We start from the raw sequence: 18430 nt of genomic DNA, 5'->3' as shown, positions 1-18430 counted from the left end.
TCTTATAACGAGGTGAAAATGGTGAATCAGGTCGGAAGATATGCAGCTAGTGATGAAGTAGATGATTTCCTACTGATGAAGATGGTTATGGAACTCCCAGAAAAGGACAAAATGGTTATGTGGTCGCAAGGGTATTTAGATTCAGTAATCGAAAAATTACCTGAGTATGCGCGCGACATTTTGGAGAACCGTAAGCAAAAATGGGAAGATACGAAGGAGTTTTACCAACAACAGATTGAAGAAATTCTCAGCGATGAGGAATTCATAAAACAGTCAAAGGGCGAACGGAAGCAGTTTGCCCTTTTTGTCATGGAGCATTACCGTGAACTCCAGTCTTTATTGTTTGCGGCTTATGATGGAAAAATAACAGATGAAGACATTAGGAAATTTGTCTATCGGAGACGGTTTGGCGGCAGGAAAAAGTATCTTCATTAAGGTCTGTCTCGCGGGATTAAGTTTAAAAGCTTTTGATTAGTCAGACAAAATAGGCTTGCAATGATTACCAATAATATTTACAATATAATTATCTTGAGTTGAAACGGGGGTGTAAAGAGATGGTTCGTTCTATTTTTGTACGTGTAAAGTGGCTTGAAGCGCTATATTTGTGTCGTGCAATTTTTCATGATGTAGTTTTCAAAGGGGGGAGTCTGCCCTTTTTACCTAACTGCAAATTGAATATAGAACGATAACACATCTCTTTACCCATTAAAAAATATGGATAAATGAGGGTGCATTTTTGCACTCTTTTTTCATGCCATTTTTCAAGTGCGCAGGTATCTATAGATGCCTGCGCCTTTTTGTAAAGAGAGTGTTCAAAAAAGGAGAATGAACATGATCGTATGTAGTGTAAATCATATAGAAAAATCATTTGGCGGAACGATTATATTTGAAGATTTATCCTTTGAAATTTACGAAGGGAATCGAGTGGGCTTAGTTGGACGAAATGGAAGCGGGAAAACCACTTTGTTAAAATTGCTTGCCAATCAAGAAGGTGTTGATGGGGGAGTCATTCATTGGAAAAGGGGGCTGAAAATCGGCTATCTGGCTCAAATTCCTGATTATCGTGACTTAACAGTTAAAGAAGTCCTAAAAACAGCTTTTGAAGAATTAGTGGAAACAGAAGCAAAATTGCAGAAATTAGAAGTTGAAATGGGACAGGAACTTCCCCCTGTTCAATTGCAAAGGTTAATGGATCAATATGGTAAGCTGCAGGATGATTTCATCTTAAACGGCGGATATGAAATGGACGTGCAAATGGACACAGTTTCACACGGTTTAAAGATCACAGATTTGATTGATAAACCTTTTTCACTTTTAAGCGGCGGTGAAAAGACAAAGGTCGGTTTGGCATTAAGCTTATTAAAGAAGCCGGAACTGCTGTTGTTAGACGAACCGACGAACCATTTAGACTTGATGGCGATTGAGTGGCTTGGAACTTTTCTCAAGGAGTATTCTGGAACGATTATATTGATTTCCCATGATCGTTACTTTTTAGATGAGGTCGTAACGAAAGTACTCGACATGGAGGATGGGGAAATAGAGCTGTACCATACAAATTTTAGCGGCTTTGTTAAAGAGAAGGAAGAGCGCTTGTTACGGGAGTTCCAGGAATATCAGGAACAGCAGAGGAAGATTAAGAAAATGAAGGAAGCAATTAAACGGCTAAGGGATTGGGCAAATCGGGCCAATCCGCCAAGTGCCGCGCTTCATAAACGGGCTACCAATATGCAAAGGGCACTCGACCGAATAGAAAAACTGGATCGTCCAAAGCTGGATGTAAAGAAAATGGCCATCGACTTTGAAGCGAATGACCGCAGTGGCAAAGATGTCATTAAGCTTGAGGGTGTTGCGAAAAGTTTTGGCAGCCGGACGCTTTTTGAAAAAGTAAATATGCTTATTCAGTATAAGGACCGGGCAGCAATTGTCGGTGAAAATGGAACGGGGAAATCGACACTTTTAAAGATGATTCTTCGCGAAAGTGAAAGTGATATAGGAACAGTTAAGGTTGGCAGTAATGTGAAAATCGGTTATTTATCTCAACATGTCTTCAATACGATTGGTGATGATAAAGTAATCGATGTTTTCCGTTCCGAAGTAACGGTAAATGAAGGGGAAGCTCGGCATATTTTAGCACGGTTCTTATTTTACGGACCAGCAGTTTTCCGCAAGGTGAATCAATTGAGCGGTGGGGAAAGAATGCGATTGCGTCTTGCTCAGCTGATGTATCAGGACATAAATCTTTTGATTCTGGATGAACCGACGAATCACCTTGATATTGATTCATGTGAGGTGTTAGAAGAGGCTTTAGAGCAATTTAATGGCACAATTTTAGCTGTGTCACACGATCGTTATTTTCTTAATAAATTGTTTACGAAAATTTATTGGCTTCAGGATGGGACTGTCCACTTTTTTGATGGCAACTATGACTGGGCAAAAGGAAAGTTAAGTACAGTAAAAGTAATTCAACCTGCAGAACCAAAAAAAATCCAGCAAAAAAAGGTTGAAAAGCCCCAAGCTGCGAAAGCTCCTGTCCAGGTGGAAGCTATTGAACAACAGCTGGAGGAGCTTGAAGCCGAAATTTATTCGTTGAAACTGCAGATGGAAAGTGTGCTGGATATAGGAATGATTCAGAAGTATTATGCAGAAATTGAGGTAATGGAGGGAGAAAGGGATCAATTATACAGGCAATTAGATGAAGTGGTATGACTTTTCAGTGGCAACACTTACCTTTAAATGGAGCCGAAAATGCGGCTCCATTTATTTTGCTTTTCGAAAGATAAACCAATGATTATAATTAGTTATATTAAAAATAAGGTTGGTATGAAATGAATAGTTTTTCTATTAGTCATTTAATTTTTCTCCTCTCGGTGACGTTAGCGGGTGTGAGTTGGTCGGTCTTCTTTCATCAACCGCTCGTCATTGGTTTTCTGCCGGGATATATAACCCTTGTAATTCTATCTAAACAGAAAAATCAATCATTAAAAAAAATCATCAGAATTAGCTTGAAAGGAGTTTACAAGACAAGGATTGTTATTCTTATTCTTTTTCTAGTTAGTTTTTTACTCCCATCCTGGTATTTGTCTGGAACGATTGATCAAATGGTAAGACTTGCCCTTTATTTTATTAATCCTGATTATTTTTTTGTTTTAACGTTTATAGCTGCCATGGTGTTTTCGATGCTTCTAGGTACGACAGTTGGAACTCTTAGTGCGATTGGTATTCCGATTCTAGGGACAGCTTTGGTGCTTAACCTACCTACTGAGGTGGTAGCAGGAGCATTGGTTTCAGGGGCATTCGTTGGAGACAGAACATCACCTTTTTCTAGTGCTCATCAGCTATTGGCCCATACGCTAGAATTACCGGTGAAAAAACAATGGAACGCGATGCTGCTTACAACGGTTATGGCTGTGGGTATGTCGTTGCTGTTTTACGGGGCATTTGACTACTTTTCAGTTCCCGGATTGCATCAGGTTGAAACCTTGCATGGGTATGAGTTTTCCTTGATTAAGTTTATTCCACCCATCGTGTTGCTGCTTTTGGTTCTTTTTAAAGTAAGTATTCTATATGCCTTTCTATCTAGTATTCTTTCTGCTGCGATTATTACGTTGTTGGAGGGAGCCGGAGTTCTGGAAATAGCTCTAGCATTTTGGAGTGGAATTGAAGGTCTTGGCGGGGGATTCATACATATGTACCAACTCTTGCTGTTCCTTGCTTTGGCTGGTGCCTATAATGGTCTGTTGGAGGAATTGAATGTTATCCAGCCCTATCTTGATAAATGGATGAAAAATTCATCATCTTTAACAAGTGATACGTTAAAAACCCTCTTTGCTACTCTATTAATTAGTTTAATTGCGGCTAATCAAACGCTTCCGATTATCCTGACGGGCCGGTCCTTCCTGCGTCATTGGGCCAATAAATACGGGAAAGAGGAATTGGCTAGAGTGATGGGCGATACGACCATGCTATTCCCAGGAATGGTGCCATGGAGTGTGCTTGCCATCATGTGCAGTACGATTTTGGGAATACCAATCTTGGGATTTCTGCCATATGCGTTCTTTCTATGGATACTACCTTTATTAACATTGGTAGTGTCCATAGCCAAACATTTCCGAAAATCAAAAAAAATCGTAACAGTGTATTGAACGGAGTTCTAGTCTCCGTTCTTTTTGTTGCGAATGAACTCCCTTGTCCAAACATATAAGTGATTATAGAGAAATTTGGACAAGGGATGGTAGGATGCTGAAAAAATTGGCTGTAATTGGATTTGGTAGTACGATGATTGGCATTGGGGTTAACGGATTTATATTGCCATTCCATATCATAAATGGCGGTATGTTTGGAATTAGTATCGTGTTCAATTATTTGTGGCAATTAAATATTGGAATAACCTTTGTGTTTTTAAATATTCCTGTTTATCTGTATGCATACAAATCAGATTTTAACTATTTCTTTTACGGCTTAATCGGAGCCTTTTTTTCCGGTTTCATGATTGAATTTTGGTTCCCTTTAAGGGATGCGTTCCATTTACCGATTATTAGTTCGGTGATTCTTGGCGGACTGATCATTGGGATTGGAGTAGGGACGATGCTCAGGAATCACATAAGTCCCGGCGGAATGGATCTTCTTGCCTTATTACTAGCAAAATGGACAAAAATAAATGTAGGGATCATCGGATATGTAATAGATACAGTGATAATCATTTCGAGCCTGCTCCTGCTCAAGGAACCCAGATTACTATATTCGTTGTTAGTTGTATCGATAGTTGGTATATTAGCAACTGCGATAACATCATATGGTTCAGATGACTCGATATGAAAAAAGGGTGTAGTTTAGTATTATAAGGTGAGAAATGTATTTTGAATTGAGGTTTGTTTTTATGTTGAAACCAGTAAAGGATCATGTAAAAGAGAAATTAAACATTCTATTTGTTGGATTTAATCCGAGTATTCGTTCTAGTGAAACAGGACACCATTTTGCCAATCCGAATAACCGGTTTTGGAGAATCTTACTTGAGGCGGGATTGACTCCACGAAAATTTGAAGCTTCTGAAGACGCGAAGCTATTAGAGCTGGGCATGGGTATTACGAACATTGTGGCTAGACCAACAAAAGCAGCGGATGAAATTACGAAGGAAGAATTCAAAGAAGGAAAAGAAATTCTTCGAAGAAAAATTGAGCAGTTGAAGCCGCGTGTGGTGTGTTTCGTCGGGAAGGGGGTTTATCAGGAGTATAGTGGGTTGAAAAAAGTTCCTTGGGGGAGGCAGGAGGAAGCGGTCGTTCCGGGAACGATTGACTTTGTCGCCCCTTCTTCGAGTGGATTGGTGAGGATGAAGCTGGAGGAGATTGTTGAGATTTATAAGGGACTAGGAGCACTTTCTCTGGATTGAGCTAAAATTAGATGGGACAGGGTTTGCAGAAGTACACCGCCGTTGATTGTGCCGATAAATTAGGTGGTAGTGGGAATATCGTAAGAATCCGCCGTTGATTGTGCCGATAAATTAGGTGGTAGTGGGAATATCGTAAGAATCCGCCGTTGATTGTGCCGATAAATTAGGCGGGAGTGGGAATATCGTAAGAATCTGCCGTTGATTGTGCCGATAAATTAGGCGAGAGTGGGAATATGGTAAGAATCTGCCATTGATTGTGCCGATAAATTAGGCGGGAGTGGGAATATCGTAAGAATCTGCCGTTGATTGTGCCGATAAATTAGGTGGGAGTGGGAATATCGTAAGAATCTGCCGTTGATTGTGCCGATAAATTAGGTGGGAGTGGGAAGATCGTAAGAATCCGCTGTTGATTGTGCCGATAAATTGGTAGGAGTAGGATATGGTAAGAATCAGTCGATTATTGTGCCTGTAAATTAAGCGAATGTAGGGGTATGGTAAAAATTCAAGGTTTTTCTGCAATATTGAAATAATATAGGCAGCTGGGAAGTTACAAATAGAAAAAACGACGGAGACATTGAGTCCCGTCGATTCATGAATCAAATTTCTTTTGATAATGAGCCAATGCAAGCAGCGGAAAAATATAGCGGTAGCTGTGATAATGGATGTAAAAAGCACCCGCCATACCTTGGCCTTTGGGGTACGCAGTCGTCCAGTCATCTTTTTGCAGGTTTCTCAATAAATAGGCAATACCTTTTCGAATCTCTGATGTCGGTTTGTCTGAAACACTTATTAAAGCATCCAATGCCCAGGCGGTGTGGGTCAAAGTACTAATCTTAAGCGGAACATATTTTTCTTTACTATCACTATAACAAGATTCGCCCCAGCCACCATCTTTGTTTTGAATTCCCTTCAACCACTCTATTGTCTTTTGAAGCGATGTATCGGTGACAGGCACCCCAACGGCTGTTAATCCTGTCACTGCACCCCAGGTACCATAAATATAACAAATACCCCATCTTCCATACCAAGAGCCGTCAGCCTCTTGATGATCCATAAGCCATTTTATACCTTTTTTTATGATCTCATGGTCTTTTGGCAGATTTGTATAGTTACCGAAGAACTCAAGCGTCCTTCCTGTGATGTCCGCACAAGATGGATCGGTGAGGATAAACTCGCCTTTTTCAATTGGTAAAAATTCAATCAGTTTTGTATCGGTATTTTTTTCAAAAGCCGCCCAGCCACCATCGTCATTTTGCATCGACATCAACCAGTTAACCCCACGGGCCCAGGCGTCTTGACCTTCAGAAGGCATTCGAGAAATAGACCTCATTGAAGCGGTTGTATCATCAACATCAGGGTGGATAGTATTTATATTGGAAAAACCCCAGCCCCCAGGTAAACTGTTAGGATTATGAATCACCCAATCTCCGAACTTATCATGCTGTCTTGCTAATAAATAGTGATTTGCTTTCCTAACCATTTCATCCTCAAGGGAAACACCAGCCTCTTGAAGCGCATACCCAATTAACGATGTATTCCAAACATTTGCGGTTGTGTATTGCATATGCGGGAGGCCGTTAATTTCAGTTTTCATCGATTTAATTCCATTAATGGCAGCTGTTATGACAGGGTCGGTTTTCTTATACCCGAGTGAAAGAAGTGCGAAAATCATTAAAAAAGTTGAGCTGTAGTAGCTGTAGAACATTCCATCCTTTTCGATATGGTCAAGCATATATTTTTTAGCACGATCAATCGCAAGCTTGTGAAGATGGTCAGGCAGCCCCATTAAATTCTTTACACCATCCTCGATAAAAGAAAACAATGAACGCCATTCGTTAGAACGGACCCAGTTATCATCGGAATTCCGACTAACCATTAAATCAGAAAGGTCAGGACTCCTTTTCGTTATTAAGCTAAATTTCTTATCAGCGAGAATCATCATCGGTGTAAGATTTGCCCTTCCATAAACAGATAAAGAATAGAAATTAAATGGGAAATGAAGTGGGAGCAGGATAATTTCAATTGGCAGAGGCGAGAATCTTGGCCATTTAAGTTGACCTGTTAAGGACAACATCACCTTGGTAAACATACTAACCTCTTCGATTCCGCCCTTAGATAAAATAAACTTTTTTGCAGCGGCCATCCGTTTATCCGTTTTTTCAAAGTAGCCAGAATACAAAAGAGCATAATAGCATTCTACTGTAGCCGACAGATTTCCTTCATGTTCATCATAAAAAAGCTTCCATGCGCCATTTTGTTCTTGCTTGCTTAAAATCCTCTCAGCAAGCCCTTTTATTAATTCCTCATCATTAATTTCTAATGTCCGTAATAAAATGATCATATAGGCATCTGTGGATAGTCCAGTTTCAAATGGATCACTCCAAGAGCCGTCGGGAGATTGATTCCTTCTCAGCATTTCAACCAGCCAGTCAATGCCTTTCCTAGTATCCATCATCGCAGCGTTCATTCCTCTCCCTATTGTATATTCTCATCTATACATATTCAGGAAGTTGAAGGAGAATTCTCGAAGGAGGTGATTGTTATCTTTTCTATCAGGAGCCGGGAGAAGACGCCGATAGACACCATCAAGGAGGCATCACAGTTAAAGTTAAAAAATACAGAAGTCCATCACTTAACGAAAGATGAGCATGCTCTTTTAGAAAGGATTAGATGTGATACACAGGAACTGAATCTGAATAATGTCACAAGAACGAAGGCTTATTTTGATTTTTATCAAAAACATCCGGAAATCCATTGGGCATTTTTAGGGCATATGGTGTCACGGAATGGCGGCTGGAACATGACGGATTTAAAGGGGGACTTGCTCACTCGCCTTCTGACGAAAAAGGAGCGGAATGACTTTTTTAACTTTTTAGAACGCGGCAATTGGCTGATTTTTCAAGATGCATATCCACAATTTTTACTCTACAGTGAAAGTTTAAAAAGGGGGAAACCGCTGTTTTACCTTCTGCCCAATTTAAATATTTCTACATTCATGGAGACCATTTGGGATTATTTTTGGAAAAATCCGAACACTTATATCCTTACTATAGCTCTCGTAATTAACGAACAAAATTATTTAGAAAAAAGGGTTATACAAAACTCAGTCTATCAAAAGGATGTTCTAAACACGCTGGAGTTTAAACTGCAGGATCACCTGTCTTTTAATCATATTTTGTTTCCCTATCGAAAAAAAAGCCTAGCGGGTCAGACGCTTCATCAGTTTCAATCTTTACACGAGCGGATTGTATTAGGAAAACGGCTGTACGGTGTTCTTTTTAAAAAGAGAGATTTATTTATGAAATGGGCAAAGGAACATCCTCATACAGGTTCAAGAAAAGATTATTGGCCCCATATATTCAATAATGTGAACGAAGGAATTCCTGGGATTCCCTATCAGCTCCGCTTAAACTCCTGCAAGCTGAGGTGGGGAGCTAGAAAAATTTACAGTCCTGATTTAAAGTCTGCATGGAAAAATGTTAACCACCAAGAAGCGGAAAAGGGAGATTGGTTTCATGATTGGCAGGTAGCCGACTATCTCTCGGAGCTAGATGAAACACAATTAAGTGGGGAGATTGAATATGAATACTGTAAAACGCTCGAAAGGCTTGAACTTGCCGCCTTGGCCAAAAAAGTCATTACCCTTTTTGATTAAAGAATTTGGTCCAACACTCTTTTTGGCGATATTGCTGGGAACTAGCTTGGATCTTTACTTTGTTGGCAAGAATATGTACATGTTCCCGATTAGACCATTTCCTGAGGTGTTTTCGGTTAATATTGCATTTACGTTTGTAGCTTTGCCCGTTATGGTCCTTGTTTACCTTAAAATCATGAAGCAGGTTTCAAAATGGGGGAAAGCAGGAGTTATTTTATTTCTAAGTTTATTAATGCCAATTGTTGAGAGGTTTTCTGAACTGTTTGGTTTATTTGAGCATAGCCCCGAATGGAGGCATATCTATACCTTTTTTGGCTACTTAGTTTTCTTATCGATCATTTTAATATTTTATCGTGTGACAAATAAAGAACATTAAAAAAGCCAAGACCGAAGTCTTGGCTTTACGGAATGCCGCGCGAGCGACACTACGTACCCCTTCCGTCCGTACAGTGGTTAAGTGTCCCGCAACAAGCGAATGTTCGGAAGGGGTACAGTTATAATACCACAATATTGAAGATTTGAACCATGAAACTTTCTTTTCTGCGCTGGAAAGTGTATCATAAAGAAGAATTTTTTTACATAAAGGAGATGTTTATTGTGGCAAAAAAAGGACACATACAAATGCAAAACGGTGAGAAAATCGAATTTGAATTGTATCCAAATGAAGCACCGGGTACAGTTGCAAACTTTGAAAAGTTAGCAAAAGAAGGTTTTTACAACGGGTTAAATTTCCATCGAGTTATTCCTGGTTTTGTTAGCCAAGGTGGATGCCCAACTGGAACAGGCACTGGTGGGCCAGGTTATACAATTAAATGTGAGACACAAGGAAATCCACACACACATGTACCTGGATCTCTTTCAATGGCACATGCTGGTAAAGATACAGGTGGTAGCCAATTCTTTATTGTTCATGAATCGCAGCCACATCTAAATGGTGTTCACACTGTTTTTGGTAAAGTGACTTCTGGTCTTGAAGCAGCAAAAGCAATGAGAAATGGCGATGTCATGGAAAAAGTTGAAGTTTACGACGAATAGGATGTTCGGTAGGAAGGGCCTTTTGATAAGGTCCTTTTTTTGTTCACTTGCCATTGCAGCCAAGAGGCAGCTTACGTTGTGGGTAAATGGAATTACAAATGGGGATAATAAGTGACAAAGATGTGGAAGGGTCTGTTTTTATGCAATGAATCATATAAAAAGAAAACTCCTGCTTATTTTTAGCATGATCTGTATGCTATTTGTTGCAGGTTTTGACAAAACAGCAGAGAGTGAAATTACTTTTACTATTTACTCGATGACAATGGCAATGAATAAAAAAGATTCCCAAGGCTATATACAAACCTTAAGTGATTTTTTTATTAAAGAGAATTATGGAGATGAAAAATATATTACTGAAAAAATTAATGAATTTGGTCAGGTAATTGAAATTGATTTTCAAATTAAAGAGATAAAATCTTATACGGCTGTTGTTCAATATAAACTTTTACATATAAATGCTAACAGAGAAAAATCGACCTTTTATGGGGAAATGATCCTTATTAAGACTAAAGATGGCTGGAAAATCCATTTCGTTGAGGAAAAGATGATTTCTTGAAATACAACTGATTTCAAGATAATGATCGTAGTTGATGATATTTTTCTTACAAGAATGAATCGTCTCTCCCGGGGTAAATTAACGATATCATTTTACTATAGGGGGTTTTTATGAAGATAAAATTTGCAATGCTGGTGATTCCTTTTCTTTTCTTCTCGTTCCAGAGCTCATCGTTTGCAGAAAACAAGGAAACAAAAGAACTTAAAGCAGCCATTATTATTGACGATTTTGGTGGAGGGAATGAGGGCGTTAAAGAATTTTTGGAAGGGAATATTCCGATTACAGCAGCGGTGATGCCTTTTACAGAAAACTCAAAGGCGCACGCAGAATGGGCACATAAAAATGGCTTTGAGGTGATGGTTCATTTGCCCATGCAGCCGAAAAGAGGAAAAAGATCATGGCTTGGCCCTAAACCCATTACCGTGGAACTCTCTCCAGAGGAAGTAAAAAAGCGGGTGAAGGAAGCGCTCGAAAGTGTACCATATGCAGTTGGGATGAACAACCATATGGGGTCTCTAGCTGTTGAAAATGAAGGAATAGTCAGGGCAATTGTTGAAGTGGCGAAGGAAAGGAAATTATTTCTTGTCGATAGTGGTACAAGTCCCGGCACGAAGTTCCCAGAAATTGCAAAAGAACTTGGTGTACCCTTATTAAAACGAGACGTATTTCTTGATGATATTTCGTCCTCAGCACATGTTCGAAAACAAATGGCTAGGCTGGCAAAAGTAACCGAATTTCAAGGCAAAGGAATTGCCATTGGACATGTAGGAGTTACAGGAAAGGAATGTTCAATTGGAGTATTTCAATCAATGGATGAATTTAAGAAAAGAAATATTAAAATCGTACCAGTTTCACAGCTTTTCTCAGGAGAATTAGCGGACCAATATTTTATTCCATAAAACAAGGCACCTGCGGGCTGCCTTGTTTTGTGTTAAAATGACAGTCGTATAAAGAGATAAGCAGTAAGGGAGATGGAATCCGAATGAAACTTGTATCTTGGAATGTTAACGGCCTAAGAGCCTGTGTAAATAAAGGATTTTTAGATTATTTTAAAGAAGTTAATGCAGATATTTTTTGTGTGCAAGAAACAAAATTACAGGAAGGTCAAATCAACCTTGAACTGGAGGGTTATCATCAATATTGGAATTATGCTGTGAAAAAAGGCTATTCCGGCACTGCAGTTTTTACAAAGGTTGAACCGATTTCTATAAGTTATGGTTTAGGAAATGAGGATTCACAGGATGAAGGCCGAATCCTAACATTAGAATTTGAAAAGTTTTATCTAGTGAATGTTTACACACCAAATTCACAAAGAGATTTGGCTAGATTAGGTTACCGGCTTGAATGGGAAGATCGAATCATCTCTCATCTGAAAGAATTAGACGAGCTAAAGCCGGTTGTTCTTTGCGGGGATTTAAATGTGGCGCACCGGGAAATTGACTTGAGAAATCCTAAATCAAATTTAGGGAATTCTGGTTTTACTGTAGAGGAACGTGGAAAGATGACTGCGCTGCTAGAGTCAGGTTTTGTGGACAGCTTCAGGCATTTTTATCCGGAAAAAGAAGGGGCATATTCATGGTGGAGCTATATGGCCAAGGTTCGTGAGCGGAATATTGGGTGGCGGATTGATTATTTTATCGTCTCCGAAAAACTTCGTGACCAACTTATCAACGCAGATATTCATTGTGAAATTATGGGAAGTGATCATTGCCCCGTGGTCGTTGAATTGGAAATATAAGTATTTCTTATCTTAAATTATAAAAACCTCGTAATTCTATTACGTAACAGGATGGCTTAAAATAGAATGAAGAGGTGATTCCGTATGGATATTAAGAAAGAAGTTCAACAACAATTTGGAAAAAATGCGGCTTCATATGTTTCCAGTCCGATTCATAAGGATGGAAAAGACTTAGTAAAAATGGTCGAAATGGCAGATCTAAAGGGTCAGGAGGTTATGCTCGATATTGCTACAGGCGGCGGGCATACTGCTAACGCATTTGCATCGCTGGTTAAAAAAGTAACAGCGGTTGATCTTACGGAGAAAATGCTGATTGAGGCCGAGAAGTTCATAAAAGGAAATGGTCACAAAAATGTAGAATTTGTACATGGAGATGCTGAACAGCTGCCTTTTGCAGATGACGCATTTGATATTGTCACCTGCAGGATTGCACCGCACCATTTTCCGAATGTGGATTTATTTATAAAGGAAGTACATCGAGTTTTAAAGCCAAAAGGGCAATTCTTATTGGATGATAATGTAGTCCCAGAGACACAAGAGTTTGATCAATTTTATAATTCGATTGAAAAAATGCGTGATTACAGTCATTTTCGTGCCTGGAAAAAATCCGAATGGATTCAGAAACTTGAGGATAGCGGTTTAGAAGTCTTTGAATGGCACCGATTTGAGAAGACATTTTTCTTTGATCCATGGTGTTCAAACATGAAACTAGCCGATTCTGAAAAAAATCAGTTAACGAATTACATTCTTAAATCTTCACAAGGAATCAAGGATAAGTTTAGGATGGTTATCGAGAATGATAAGATAATTTCCTTTGTTGGTGAAGCAATTGTTTTAAAAGCAATTAAAAGGTAAGCAAAAGCCCAATGTACAAAAGAGAGCTGCCTCTCATTCATACATTGGGCTTTTTAAAATTCGAATGGACTGTGGAGGTCATTCAGCGCTGTACCGAAAACATCAAACTCAGGAGATCTTTCACCGTTACTAGTGTGTTCTTCTTGATCTGCTTGGTTCATAATGGTTTTTTCAGCGTCTTTTTTCTGGTAATAGCTCAAGGTAATTCAGCTCCTTTTTATGGGAATAAAGTATATTGTATTTTTACCCATAAAAAAGGTTCTAAAACATTTTTATATCTTTTCGCTTAAATACTGTATTTTGGTATAATAACAGTAGCTTTTAACTTTTAAAAAAAATCTTTAAAATTTGTTGTTGATTTCTGTCGGAATTCGTTGTATTATTATCAATGTCGCCGATACGAAGTGGCGAAGTTAGTAACTTAGTTTTCTAGTTCGTTTTTATACTATGCGGGTGTGGCGGAATTGGCAGACGCACCAGACTTAGGATCTGGCGCCGCAAGGCGTGGGGGTTCGACTCCCTTCACCCGCACTTATTATTTTTGCGATAGCAATATAATAACTTTCATGATGAATGCGGAAGTAGTTCAGTGGTAGAACACCACCTTGCCAAGGTGGGGGTCGCGGGTTCGAATCCCGTCTTCCGCTCCAAAGTTGCCGGGGTGGCGGAACTGGCAGACGCACAGGACTTAAAATCCTGCGGTAGGTGACTACCGTACCGGTTCGATTCCGGTCCTCGGCACCAGAGTTTTTTCGCGTTGGCGAAAATAACTTTCAATAATGCGCCCGTAGCTCAATTGGATAGAGTGTCTGACTACGGATCAGAAGGTTATGGGTTCGACTCCTTTCGGGCGCGCCATATTTTATCGGGAAGTAGCTCAGCTTGGTAGAGCACTTGGTTTGGGACCAAGGGGTCGCAGGTTCGAATCCTGTCTTCCCGACCATCTTCAAATTAACAAAATGGGGCCTTAGCTCAGCTGGGAGAGCGCCTGCTTTGCACGCAGGAGGTCAGCGGTTCGATCCCGCTAGGCTCCACCAAAGTTTTTTCACGATAGTGAAAATAACTTACAATTTAATCAGATATTTGGCGGTGTAGCTCAGCTGGCTAGAGCGTACGGTTCATACCCGTAAGGTCGGGGGTTCGATCCCCTCCGCCGCTACCAAGTATTTTTATGAAGTAAAAATACAAAAGTATTTTACTAAGCAACATAATTTTCAACATTTAGTATTACTGCGGAGGAATACCCAAGTCTGGCTGAAGGGATCGGTCTTGAAAACCGACAGGCGGGTCAAACCGCGCGGGGGTTCGAATCCCTCTTCCTCCTCCATAAAATTTAATTATTTATTTCTCCGATGTGGAGGGGTAGCGAAGTGGCTAAACGCGGCGGACTGTAAATCCGCTCCCTCCGGGTTCGGCGGTTCGAATCCGTCCCCCTCCACCAATGTTTTTTGCGAAGCAAAATAACCATAGTTTTTTCACGTTAGTGAAAATAACTTTCCAATTTCCATTTAGGGGTATAGTTTAAAGGTAGAACGAAGGTCTCCAAAACCTTTGGTGTGGGTTCAATTCCTACTACCCCTGCCAACGATTTGCCGGTGTGGCGGAATTGGCAGACGCGCACGACTCAAAATCGTGTTCCGTGAGGAGTGTCGGTTCGACCCCGACCACCGGTATCACAAAGAACAAAGTACGTTCATTTTAATAAATATAAATAAGCTCACAAACGTTGATAAAACAAGGTTTGTGAGCTTATTTATTTATTTATTAAGAAAGGATAGAAAAAGATAAGAATTGATTTTGTTTTACTCAAATTTTACGTTTCAATTGCAAGCTGACCTGGCACTCTTTTTCTATTCAATAAATGAATCAATACAACGACATACTGGTTTGTCCAAAATTCCACTTTTGTTTTTCCCATGGTGTAAAGACCGCCTTCCAAGGCTATTACTAAAATATTGGTGAAATACCTGAAAATGCCTTTTAATCTTAACAGATTTATAGTATCGTTCGATATGGAGCTAACGAAGAGGGGAAGAAGGAACTGTGTTGGCAGCCGTTTTTCTTTAAAAGGGCAGGAATTTATGTGTATCGACAGTAATATAAAACATGAGTTTTCCTTCACGCCTTCATTTTCGAACTATGTTACTTGCGAATCAGAAGCTTAAATTGACCATCTCTATCAAAAATTAAATGATGGTGGGGGAGCCTTTATGCCGATTGGGGACTATGGTTTTCAGTCAAAAATTTGGTTGGCTAGTTGATCGTTCCGGTGTGCCATGGCAGCTTGATTTACCTAACTGATATACATACGAACATACGCTTCTTTATAGAAAGTAAGCTTTCACCACCTGTAGATTATTGTTCCACTCTCATAAAAGAAAAAGAAAAAAGGAAGGATAAATTATGGCCCGTTGGCTGACAGGATATAGCCAAAAAGAGTTAGAAGCACTAATGGAAAACAAGACAGACTAGAACTAAGTAAAGACAAGCAAAGAAACACTGGTTTATATCAAATGGAAGAACAAATGCAGACGATCAAGCTAGCAACAAATAATTCCTAGCCATCTGAATATCGTCTTATTTAACAAACAAATTTAATTATTTTTTGGAGGTAACGATTGATGTCGCAACATAATATTAGCCCGGAACAAATTGAAAATGAACAAATATACAAGGAAATGGGATTAACAGACGAAGAGTATCAACTAGCAAAGGATCTATTAAAACGTCATCCGAACTACACGGAAACAGGCATTTTCTCTGCCATGTGGTCCGAGCATTGTAGCTACAAATCATCGAAACCATTACTTAAAAGGTTCCCAACGAAAGGTAGTCATGTTTTACAAGGGCCTGGTGAAGGTGCTGGGGTTGTTGATATTGGTGACAATCAAGCCGTTGTTTTTAAAATTGAAAGTCATAATAGCCCGTCTTTTGTCGAGCCATTTGAAGGTTCAGCAACTGGGGTTGGTGGAATAATGCGTGATGTCTTTTCAATGGGAGCAAAACCAATTGCAGCCATGAATTCCTTACGTTTTGGCAATCTAGATAATGACCATACGAAAATGTTATTTTCTGAGGTTGTCCGTGGGATTGCGAGCTATGGCAATGTGATCGATGTTCCAACGGTTGGTGGCGAGATCCAATTTGATAAGCAATATGAAGAAAATCCATTAGTCAATGCGATGGTTGTTGGACTAATTAATCATGACGATATGCAAAAGGGTGTTGCTGCTGGTGTAGGAAACGTCGTGATTTATGCTGGTGGGGATACCGGAAAGGATGGAGTTGGTGGCGCATCATTTTCTTCAGAGGTTGTTGAAGGTGGAAAAGAAGAAAATTCATCTGCAGTCGCAATTGGTAATCCACATATCGGTAAAAAATTAATGGATGCATGCTTAGAAGTCGTTCATTCGGATGCATTAGTAGGGATTCAAGATATGGGTGCGGCAGGATTAACATCATCTGCGAGTGAAATGGCAGCTAAAGCTGGTACAGGTGTTGAAATGAATCTTGACCTTGTTCCACAGCGCGAAGAAGGCATGAATGCATATGAAATTATGCTGTCTGAATCACAGGAGCGTATGTTATTAGTTGCGAAAAAAGGGCAGGAGCAGGAAATTCTTGATATTTTTGCAAAACATGATGTGGATGCGGCAGTAATCGGTGAAGTTATTGAGGAAAAAGCCTTCCGTATTAAGCAGCATGATGAGATTGTCGCAGATATTCCTGTCAATATCTTAGCTGATGAAGCACCTGTCTATCATTTGCCATCAAAAGAAGCGGCATACTATCAAGAATTTCAAGCGATGGAAAATGAAGTGCCAGCGGTTGACGATCATCAAGCGATGTTAAGACAACTCTTACAGCAGCCGACCATTGCTAGTAAGGAATGGGCATACAAGCAATATGACGCTGAGGCACAAGGAAACACGATTGCTGGTCCTGGATCTGATGCAGCAATCGTGAAAATCGATGGAACGGATAAAGCCATTGCGATTACGACGGACTGTAATTCTCGTTATATTTATTTAGATCCAAAAGTGGGTGGGCAAATTGCCGTTGCTGAAGCAGCACGTAATCTTGTTTGTTCTGGTGCAAAACCACTTGCCATTACAGATGGCTTGAACTATGGGAACCCGAACGATCCAGAAGTATTTTGGCAAATGGAAGAGAGCATTGATGGGATCAGCCAGGCATGTCTTGCTCTTGAGACACCAGTGATTAGCGGTAATGTTTCCATGTATAATCAATCAAAAGACGAAGCGATTCTTCCAACACCAATCATTGGTATGGTTGGACTAATCGAACATACAAAATATGTAACACAAAGCCATTTCCAAAATAATGGTGACCTTGTTTATTTAATTGGTGAAACGCTCCCTGAATTCGGTGGCAGTGAATTGCAAAATATAATTGCTGGAAAATATTCAGGAAAAGCGCCAGTCATTGATTTACAAATTGAAGCGAACCGTCAAAACATACTTGCGACTGCAATTAGAGAAGGTCTTGTCGTATCTGCACATGATTTATCTGAAGGCGGACTTGCTGTTGCCTTAGCTGAGAGTTTGTTTAAGGGACAAGCTTTAGGTGTTGAAGTTAACTTAACAGGTGACGCAACGGTAGTGTTATTTAGTGAATCACAATCAAGATTTTTAGTAACGGTAAAAGCAGAAAACAAAGAGCAATTTGAAACTCTATGGACAGATGCGAGCCAAATCGGCTCGGTAACGAACGATGGGAAATTGATTGTATCTGTAAATGGTGAACCTATAATTGAGGATACCGTTGATGAACTTCATAAACTTTGGAATGAAGCGATTCCTGGGTTAGTAGTAGCAAAATAAATTTTTTGTAGAACACGGCACCTTTCTGAATGGGCCGTGTTCTACCTAGTAATGTGCAAAAAAGAGGAATGTATAATGTTTGGAATTTGGAAACATGAAAAGGCATCAGAAATGAGAAGGGATATGTATTTTCTCTAGTGGGTCACCATTTATTATGCTTCCGAGTTATATTAAAGCACTTTTCTCTTTAACGATGATTATAAAAGCGAAAAAAGTGCTTCCGACACGTTATTGGAAGCACTCTTTTTTCTGCAGAAAGCGTTCTAAATCGTCTATCGAATAGATAAATACATGTGTGCTGCTACTCGGGTATTTAATAATCATAGTTGAAATCGATCCACTAAGAAAACTTACTACCATA

16 protein-coding genes, 11 tRNA genes and 1 pseudogene are annotated in these 18430 nt (G+C 39.7%); 26 read left to right on the top strand and 2 right to left on the bottom strand.

Translation table 11 applies throughout. The features are described from left to right. Positions 1 to 21: 21 nt before the first annotated feature. From AC2TFD_RS19705 to AC2TFD_RS19680, 6 genes are all read left to right on the top strand, one after another. Positions 22 to 435 carry a hypothetical protein gene (locus AC2TFD_RS19705; RefSeq protein ID WP_484673797.1) on the top strand — a complete coding sequence of 138 codons (414 nt, stop codon included), beginning with the start codon at positions 22 to 24 and terminating at the stop codon, positions 433 to 435. A 119-nt stretch (positions 436 to 554) separates the two neighbouring features. Continuing rightward, positions 555 to 689, top strand: coding sequence for an RAxF-45 family protein (locus tag AC2TFD_RS19700; protein WP_335510182.1), 135 nt, complete (start codon positions 555 to 557; stop codon positions 687 to 689). 142 nt (positions 690 to 831) lie between these two features. Further along, the gene (gene abc-f, locus AC2TFD_RS19695; protein WP_484673796.1) at positions 832 to 2706 is read left to right on the top strand and encodes a ribosomal protection-like ABC-F family protein; all 1875 of its coding nucleotides are present in this window, start codon (positions 832 to 834) and stop codon (positions 2704 to 2706) included. Between the two features lie 119 nt (positions 2707 to 2825). Then, entirely contained in the window at positions 2826 to 4142 is a 1317-nt protein-coding gene (locus AC2TFD_RS19690) for a Na+/H+ antiporter NhaC family protein (protein ID WP_484673795.1), read from the top strand. A 94-nt stretch (positions 4143 to 4236) separates the two neighbouring features. Then, positions 4237 to 4815: a YitT family protein gene (locus tag AC2TFD_RS19685; protein ID WP_335519979.1), complete on the top strand. Its 579-nt coding sequence runs from the start codon at positions 4237 to 4239 to the stop codon at positions 4813 to 4815. A 64-nt stretch (positions 4816 to 4879) separates the two neighbouring features. Next, positions 4880 to 5386: a mismatch-specific DNA-glycosylase gene (locus AC2TFD_RS19680; protein WP_484676349.1), complete on the top strand. Its 507-nt coding sequence runs from the start codon at positions 4880 to 4882 to the stop codon at positions 5384 to 5386. A 589-nt stretch (positions 5387 to 5975) separates the two neighbouring features. Here AC2TFD_RS19680 and shc read toward each other — a convergent pair. Next, positions 5976 to 7853 (bottom strand): squalene--hopene cyclase, encoded by a 1878-nt coding sequence (gene shc, locus AC2TFD_RS19675; protein ID WP_484673794.1) that lies wholly within the window; start codon positions 7851 to 7853, stop codon positions 5976 to 5978. A gap of 69 nt (positions 7854 to 7922) precedes the next feature. Here shc and AC2TFD_RS19670 point away from each other — a divergent pair, with 69 nt between their 5' ends. From AC2TFD_RS19670 to AC2TFD_RS19640, 7 genes are all read left to right on the top strand, one after another. After that, positions 7923 to 9041: a DUF2515 domain-containing protein gene (locus AC2TFD_RS19670; RefSeq protein ID WP_420489078.1), complete on the top strand. Its 1119-nt coding sequence runs from the start codon at positions 7923 to 7925 to the stop codon at positions 9039 to 9041. After that, positions 8968 to 9417, top strand: a complete 450-nt coding sequence (locus tag AC2TFD_RS19665; protein ID WP_335515511.1) for a CBO0543 family protein — start codon at positions 8968 to 8970, stop codon at positions 9415 to 9417. Before AC2TFD_RS19670 ends, AC2TFD_RS19665 begins: the two co-directional genes overlap by 74 nt. 221 nt (positions 9418 to 9638) lie before the next feature. Beyond that, positions 9639 to 10076: a peptidylprolyl isomerase gene (locus AC2TFD_RS19660; protein WP_132097090.1), complete on the top strand. Its 438-nt coding sequence runs from the start codon at positions 9639 to 9641 to the stop codon at positions 10074 to 10076. Positions 10077 to 10221: 145 nt separating this feature from the next. Next, the gene (locus AC2TFD_RS19655) at positions 10222 to 10632 is read left to right on the top strand and encodes a hypothetical protein (RefSeq protein WP_335515507.1); all 411 of its coding nucleotides are present in this window, start codon (positions 10222 to 10224) and stop codon (positions 10630 to 10632) included. Positions 10633 to 10742: 110 nt separating this feature from the next. Further along, positions 10743 to 11531, top strand: a complete 789-nt coding sequence (locus AC2TFD_RS19650) for a divergent polysaccharide deacetylase family protein (protein ID WP_335567794.1) — start codon at positions 10743 to 10745, stop codon at positions 11529 to 11531. A gap of 83 nt (positions 11532 to 11614) precedes the next feature. Continuing rightward, positions 11615 to 12370, top strand: a complete 756-nt coding sequence (locus tag AC2TFD_RS19645) for an exodeoxyribonuclease III (RefSeq protein WP_335567795.1) — start codon at positions 11615 to 11617, stop codon at positions 12368 to 12370. An 84-nt stretch (positions 12371 to 12454) separates the two neighbouring features. Further along, positions 12455 to 13225, top strand: a complete 771-nt coding sequence (locus tag AC2TFD_RS19640) for a class I SAM-dependent methyltransferase (RefSeq protein WP_484673793.1) — start codon at positions 12455 to 12457, stop codon at positions 13223 to 13225. Positions 13226 to 13278: 53 nt separating this feature from the next. Here the strand turns inward: AC2TFD_RS19640 and AC2TFD_RS19635 are convergent, their stop codons facing one another. Further along, entirely contained in the window at positions 13279 to 13425 is a 147-nt protein-coding gene (locus AC2TFD_RS19635; RefSeq protein ID WP_335567797.1) for a hypothetical protein, read from the bottom strand. Positions 13426 to 13674: 249 nt separating this feature from the next. On the opposite strand from AC2TFD_RS19635, the gene AC2TFD_RS19630 reads away from it, so the two are divergent. From AC2TFD_RS19630 to purL, 13 genes and pseudogenes are all read left to right on the top strand, one after another. Next, positions 13675 to 13756 (top strand) — tRNA-Leu (locus AC2TFD_RS19630). Between the two features lie 44 nt (positions 13757 to 13800). Beyond that, positions 13801 to 13875: transfer RNA gene (locus tag AC2TFD_RS19625), tRNA-Gly, on the top strand. Between the two features lie 5 nt (positions 13876 to 13880). Next, positions 13881 to 13969: transfer RNA gene (locus AC2TFD_RS19620), tRNA-Leu, on the top strand. Between the two features lie 37 nt (positions 13970 to 14006). Then, positions 14007 to 14083 (top strand) — tRNA-Arg (locus AC2TFD_RS19615). A gap of 8 nt (positions 14084 to 14091) precedes the next feature. After that, positions 14092 to 14168, top strand: a tRNA-Pro gene (locus AC2TFD_RS19610). A gap of 18 nt (positions 14169 to 14186) precedes the next feature. Continuing rightward, positions 14187 to 14262 (top strand) — tRNA-Ala (locus tag AC2TFD_RS19605). A gap of 48 nt (positions 14263 to 14310) precedes the next feature. Beyond that, positions 14311 to 14387 (top strand) — tRNA-Met (locus AC2TFD_RS19600). A gap of 72 nt (positions 14388 to 14459) precedes the next feature. After that, a tRNA-Ser gene (locus tag AC2TFD_RS19595) sits at positions 14460 to 14552 on the top strand. A 29-nt stretch (positions 14553 to 14581) separates the two neighbouring features. Then, positions 14582 to 14666 (top strand) — tRNA-Tyr (locus AC2TFD_RS19590). A gap of 69 nt (positions 14667 to 14735) precedes the next feature. Continuing rightward, a tRNA-Trp gene (locus AC2TFD_RS19585) sits at positions 14736 to 14809 on the top strand. Positions 14810 to 14816: 7 nt separating this feature from the next. Next, positions 14817 to 14898: transfer RNA gene (locus tag AC2TFD_RS19580), tRNA-Leu, on the top strand. 317 nt (positions 14899 to 15215) lie between these two features. Further along, positions 15216 to 15526: pseudogene (locus AC2TFD_RS19575) on the top strand (VOC family protein); the annotation flags it as partial. A 320-nt stretch (positions 15527 to 15846) separates the two neighbouring features. Continuing rightward, on the top strand, positions 15847 to 18069 hold the full coding sequence (purL, locus tag AC2TFD_RS19570) for a phosphoribosylformylglycinamidine synthase subunit PurL (RefSeq protein WP_484673792.1): 2223 nt from the start codon (positions 15847 to 15849) through the stop codon (positions 18067 to 18069). The last annotated feature ends 361 nt before the right edge of the window (positions 18070 to 18430 follow it).

It is taken from the genome of Neobacillus sp. plas4 (assembly GCF_057221695.1).
The sequence above is the reverse complement of the archived record's forward strand: the minus strand, read 5'-3'. Positions and strand labels throughout refer to the sequence as shown.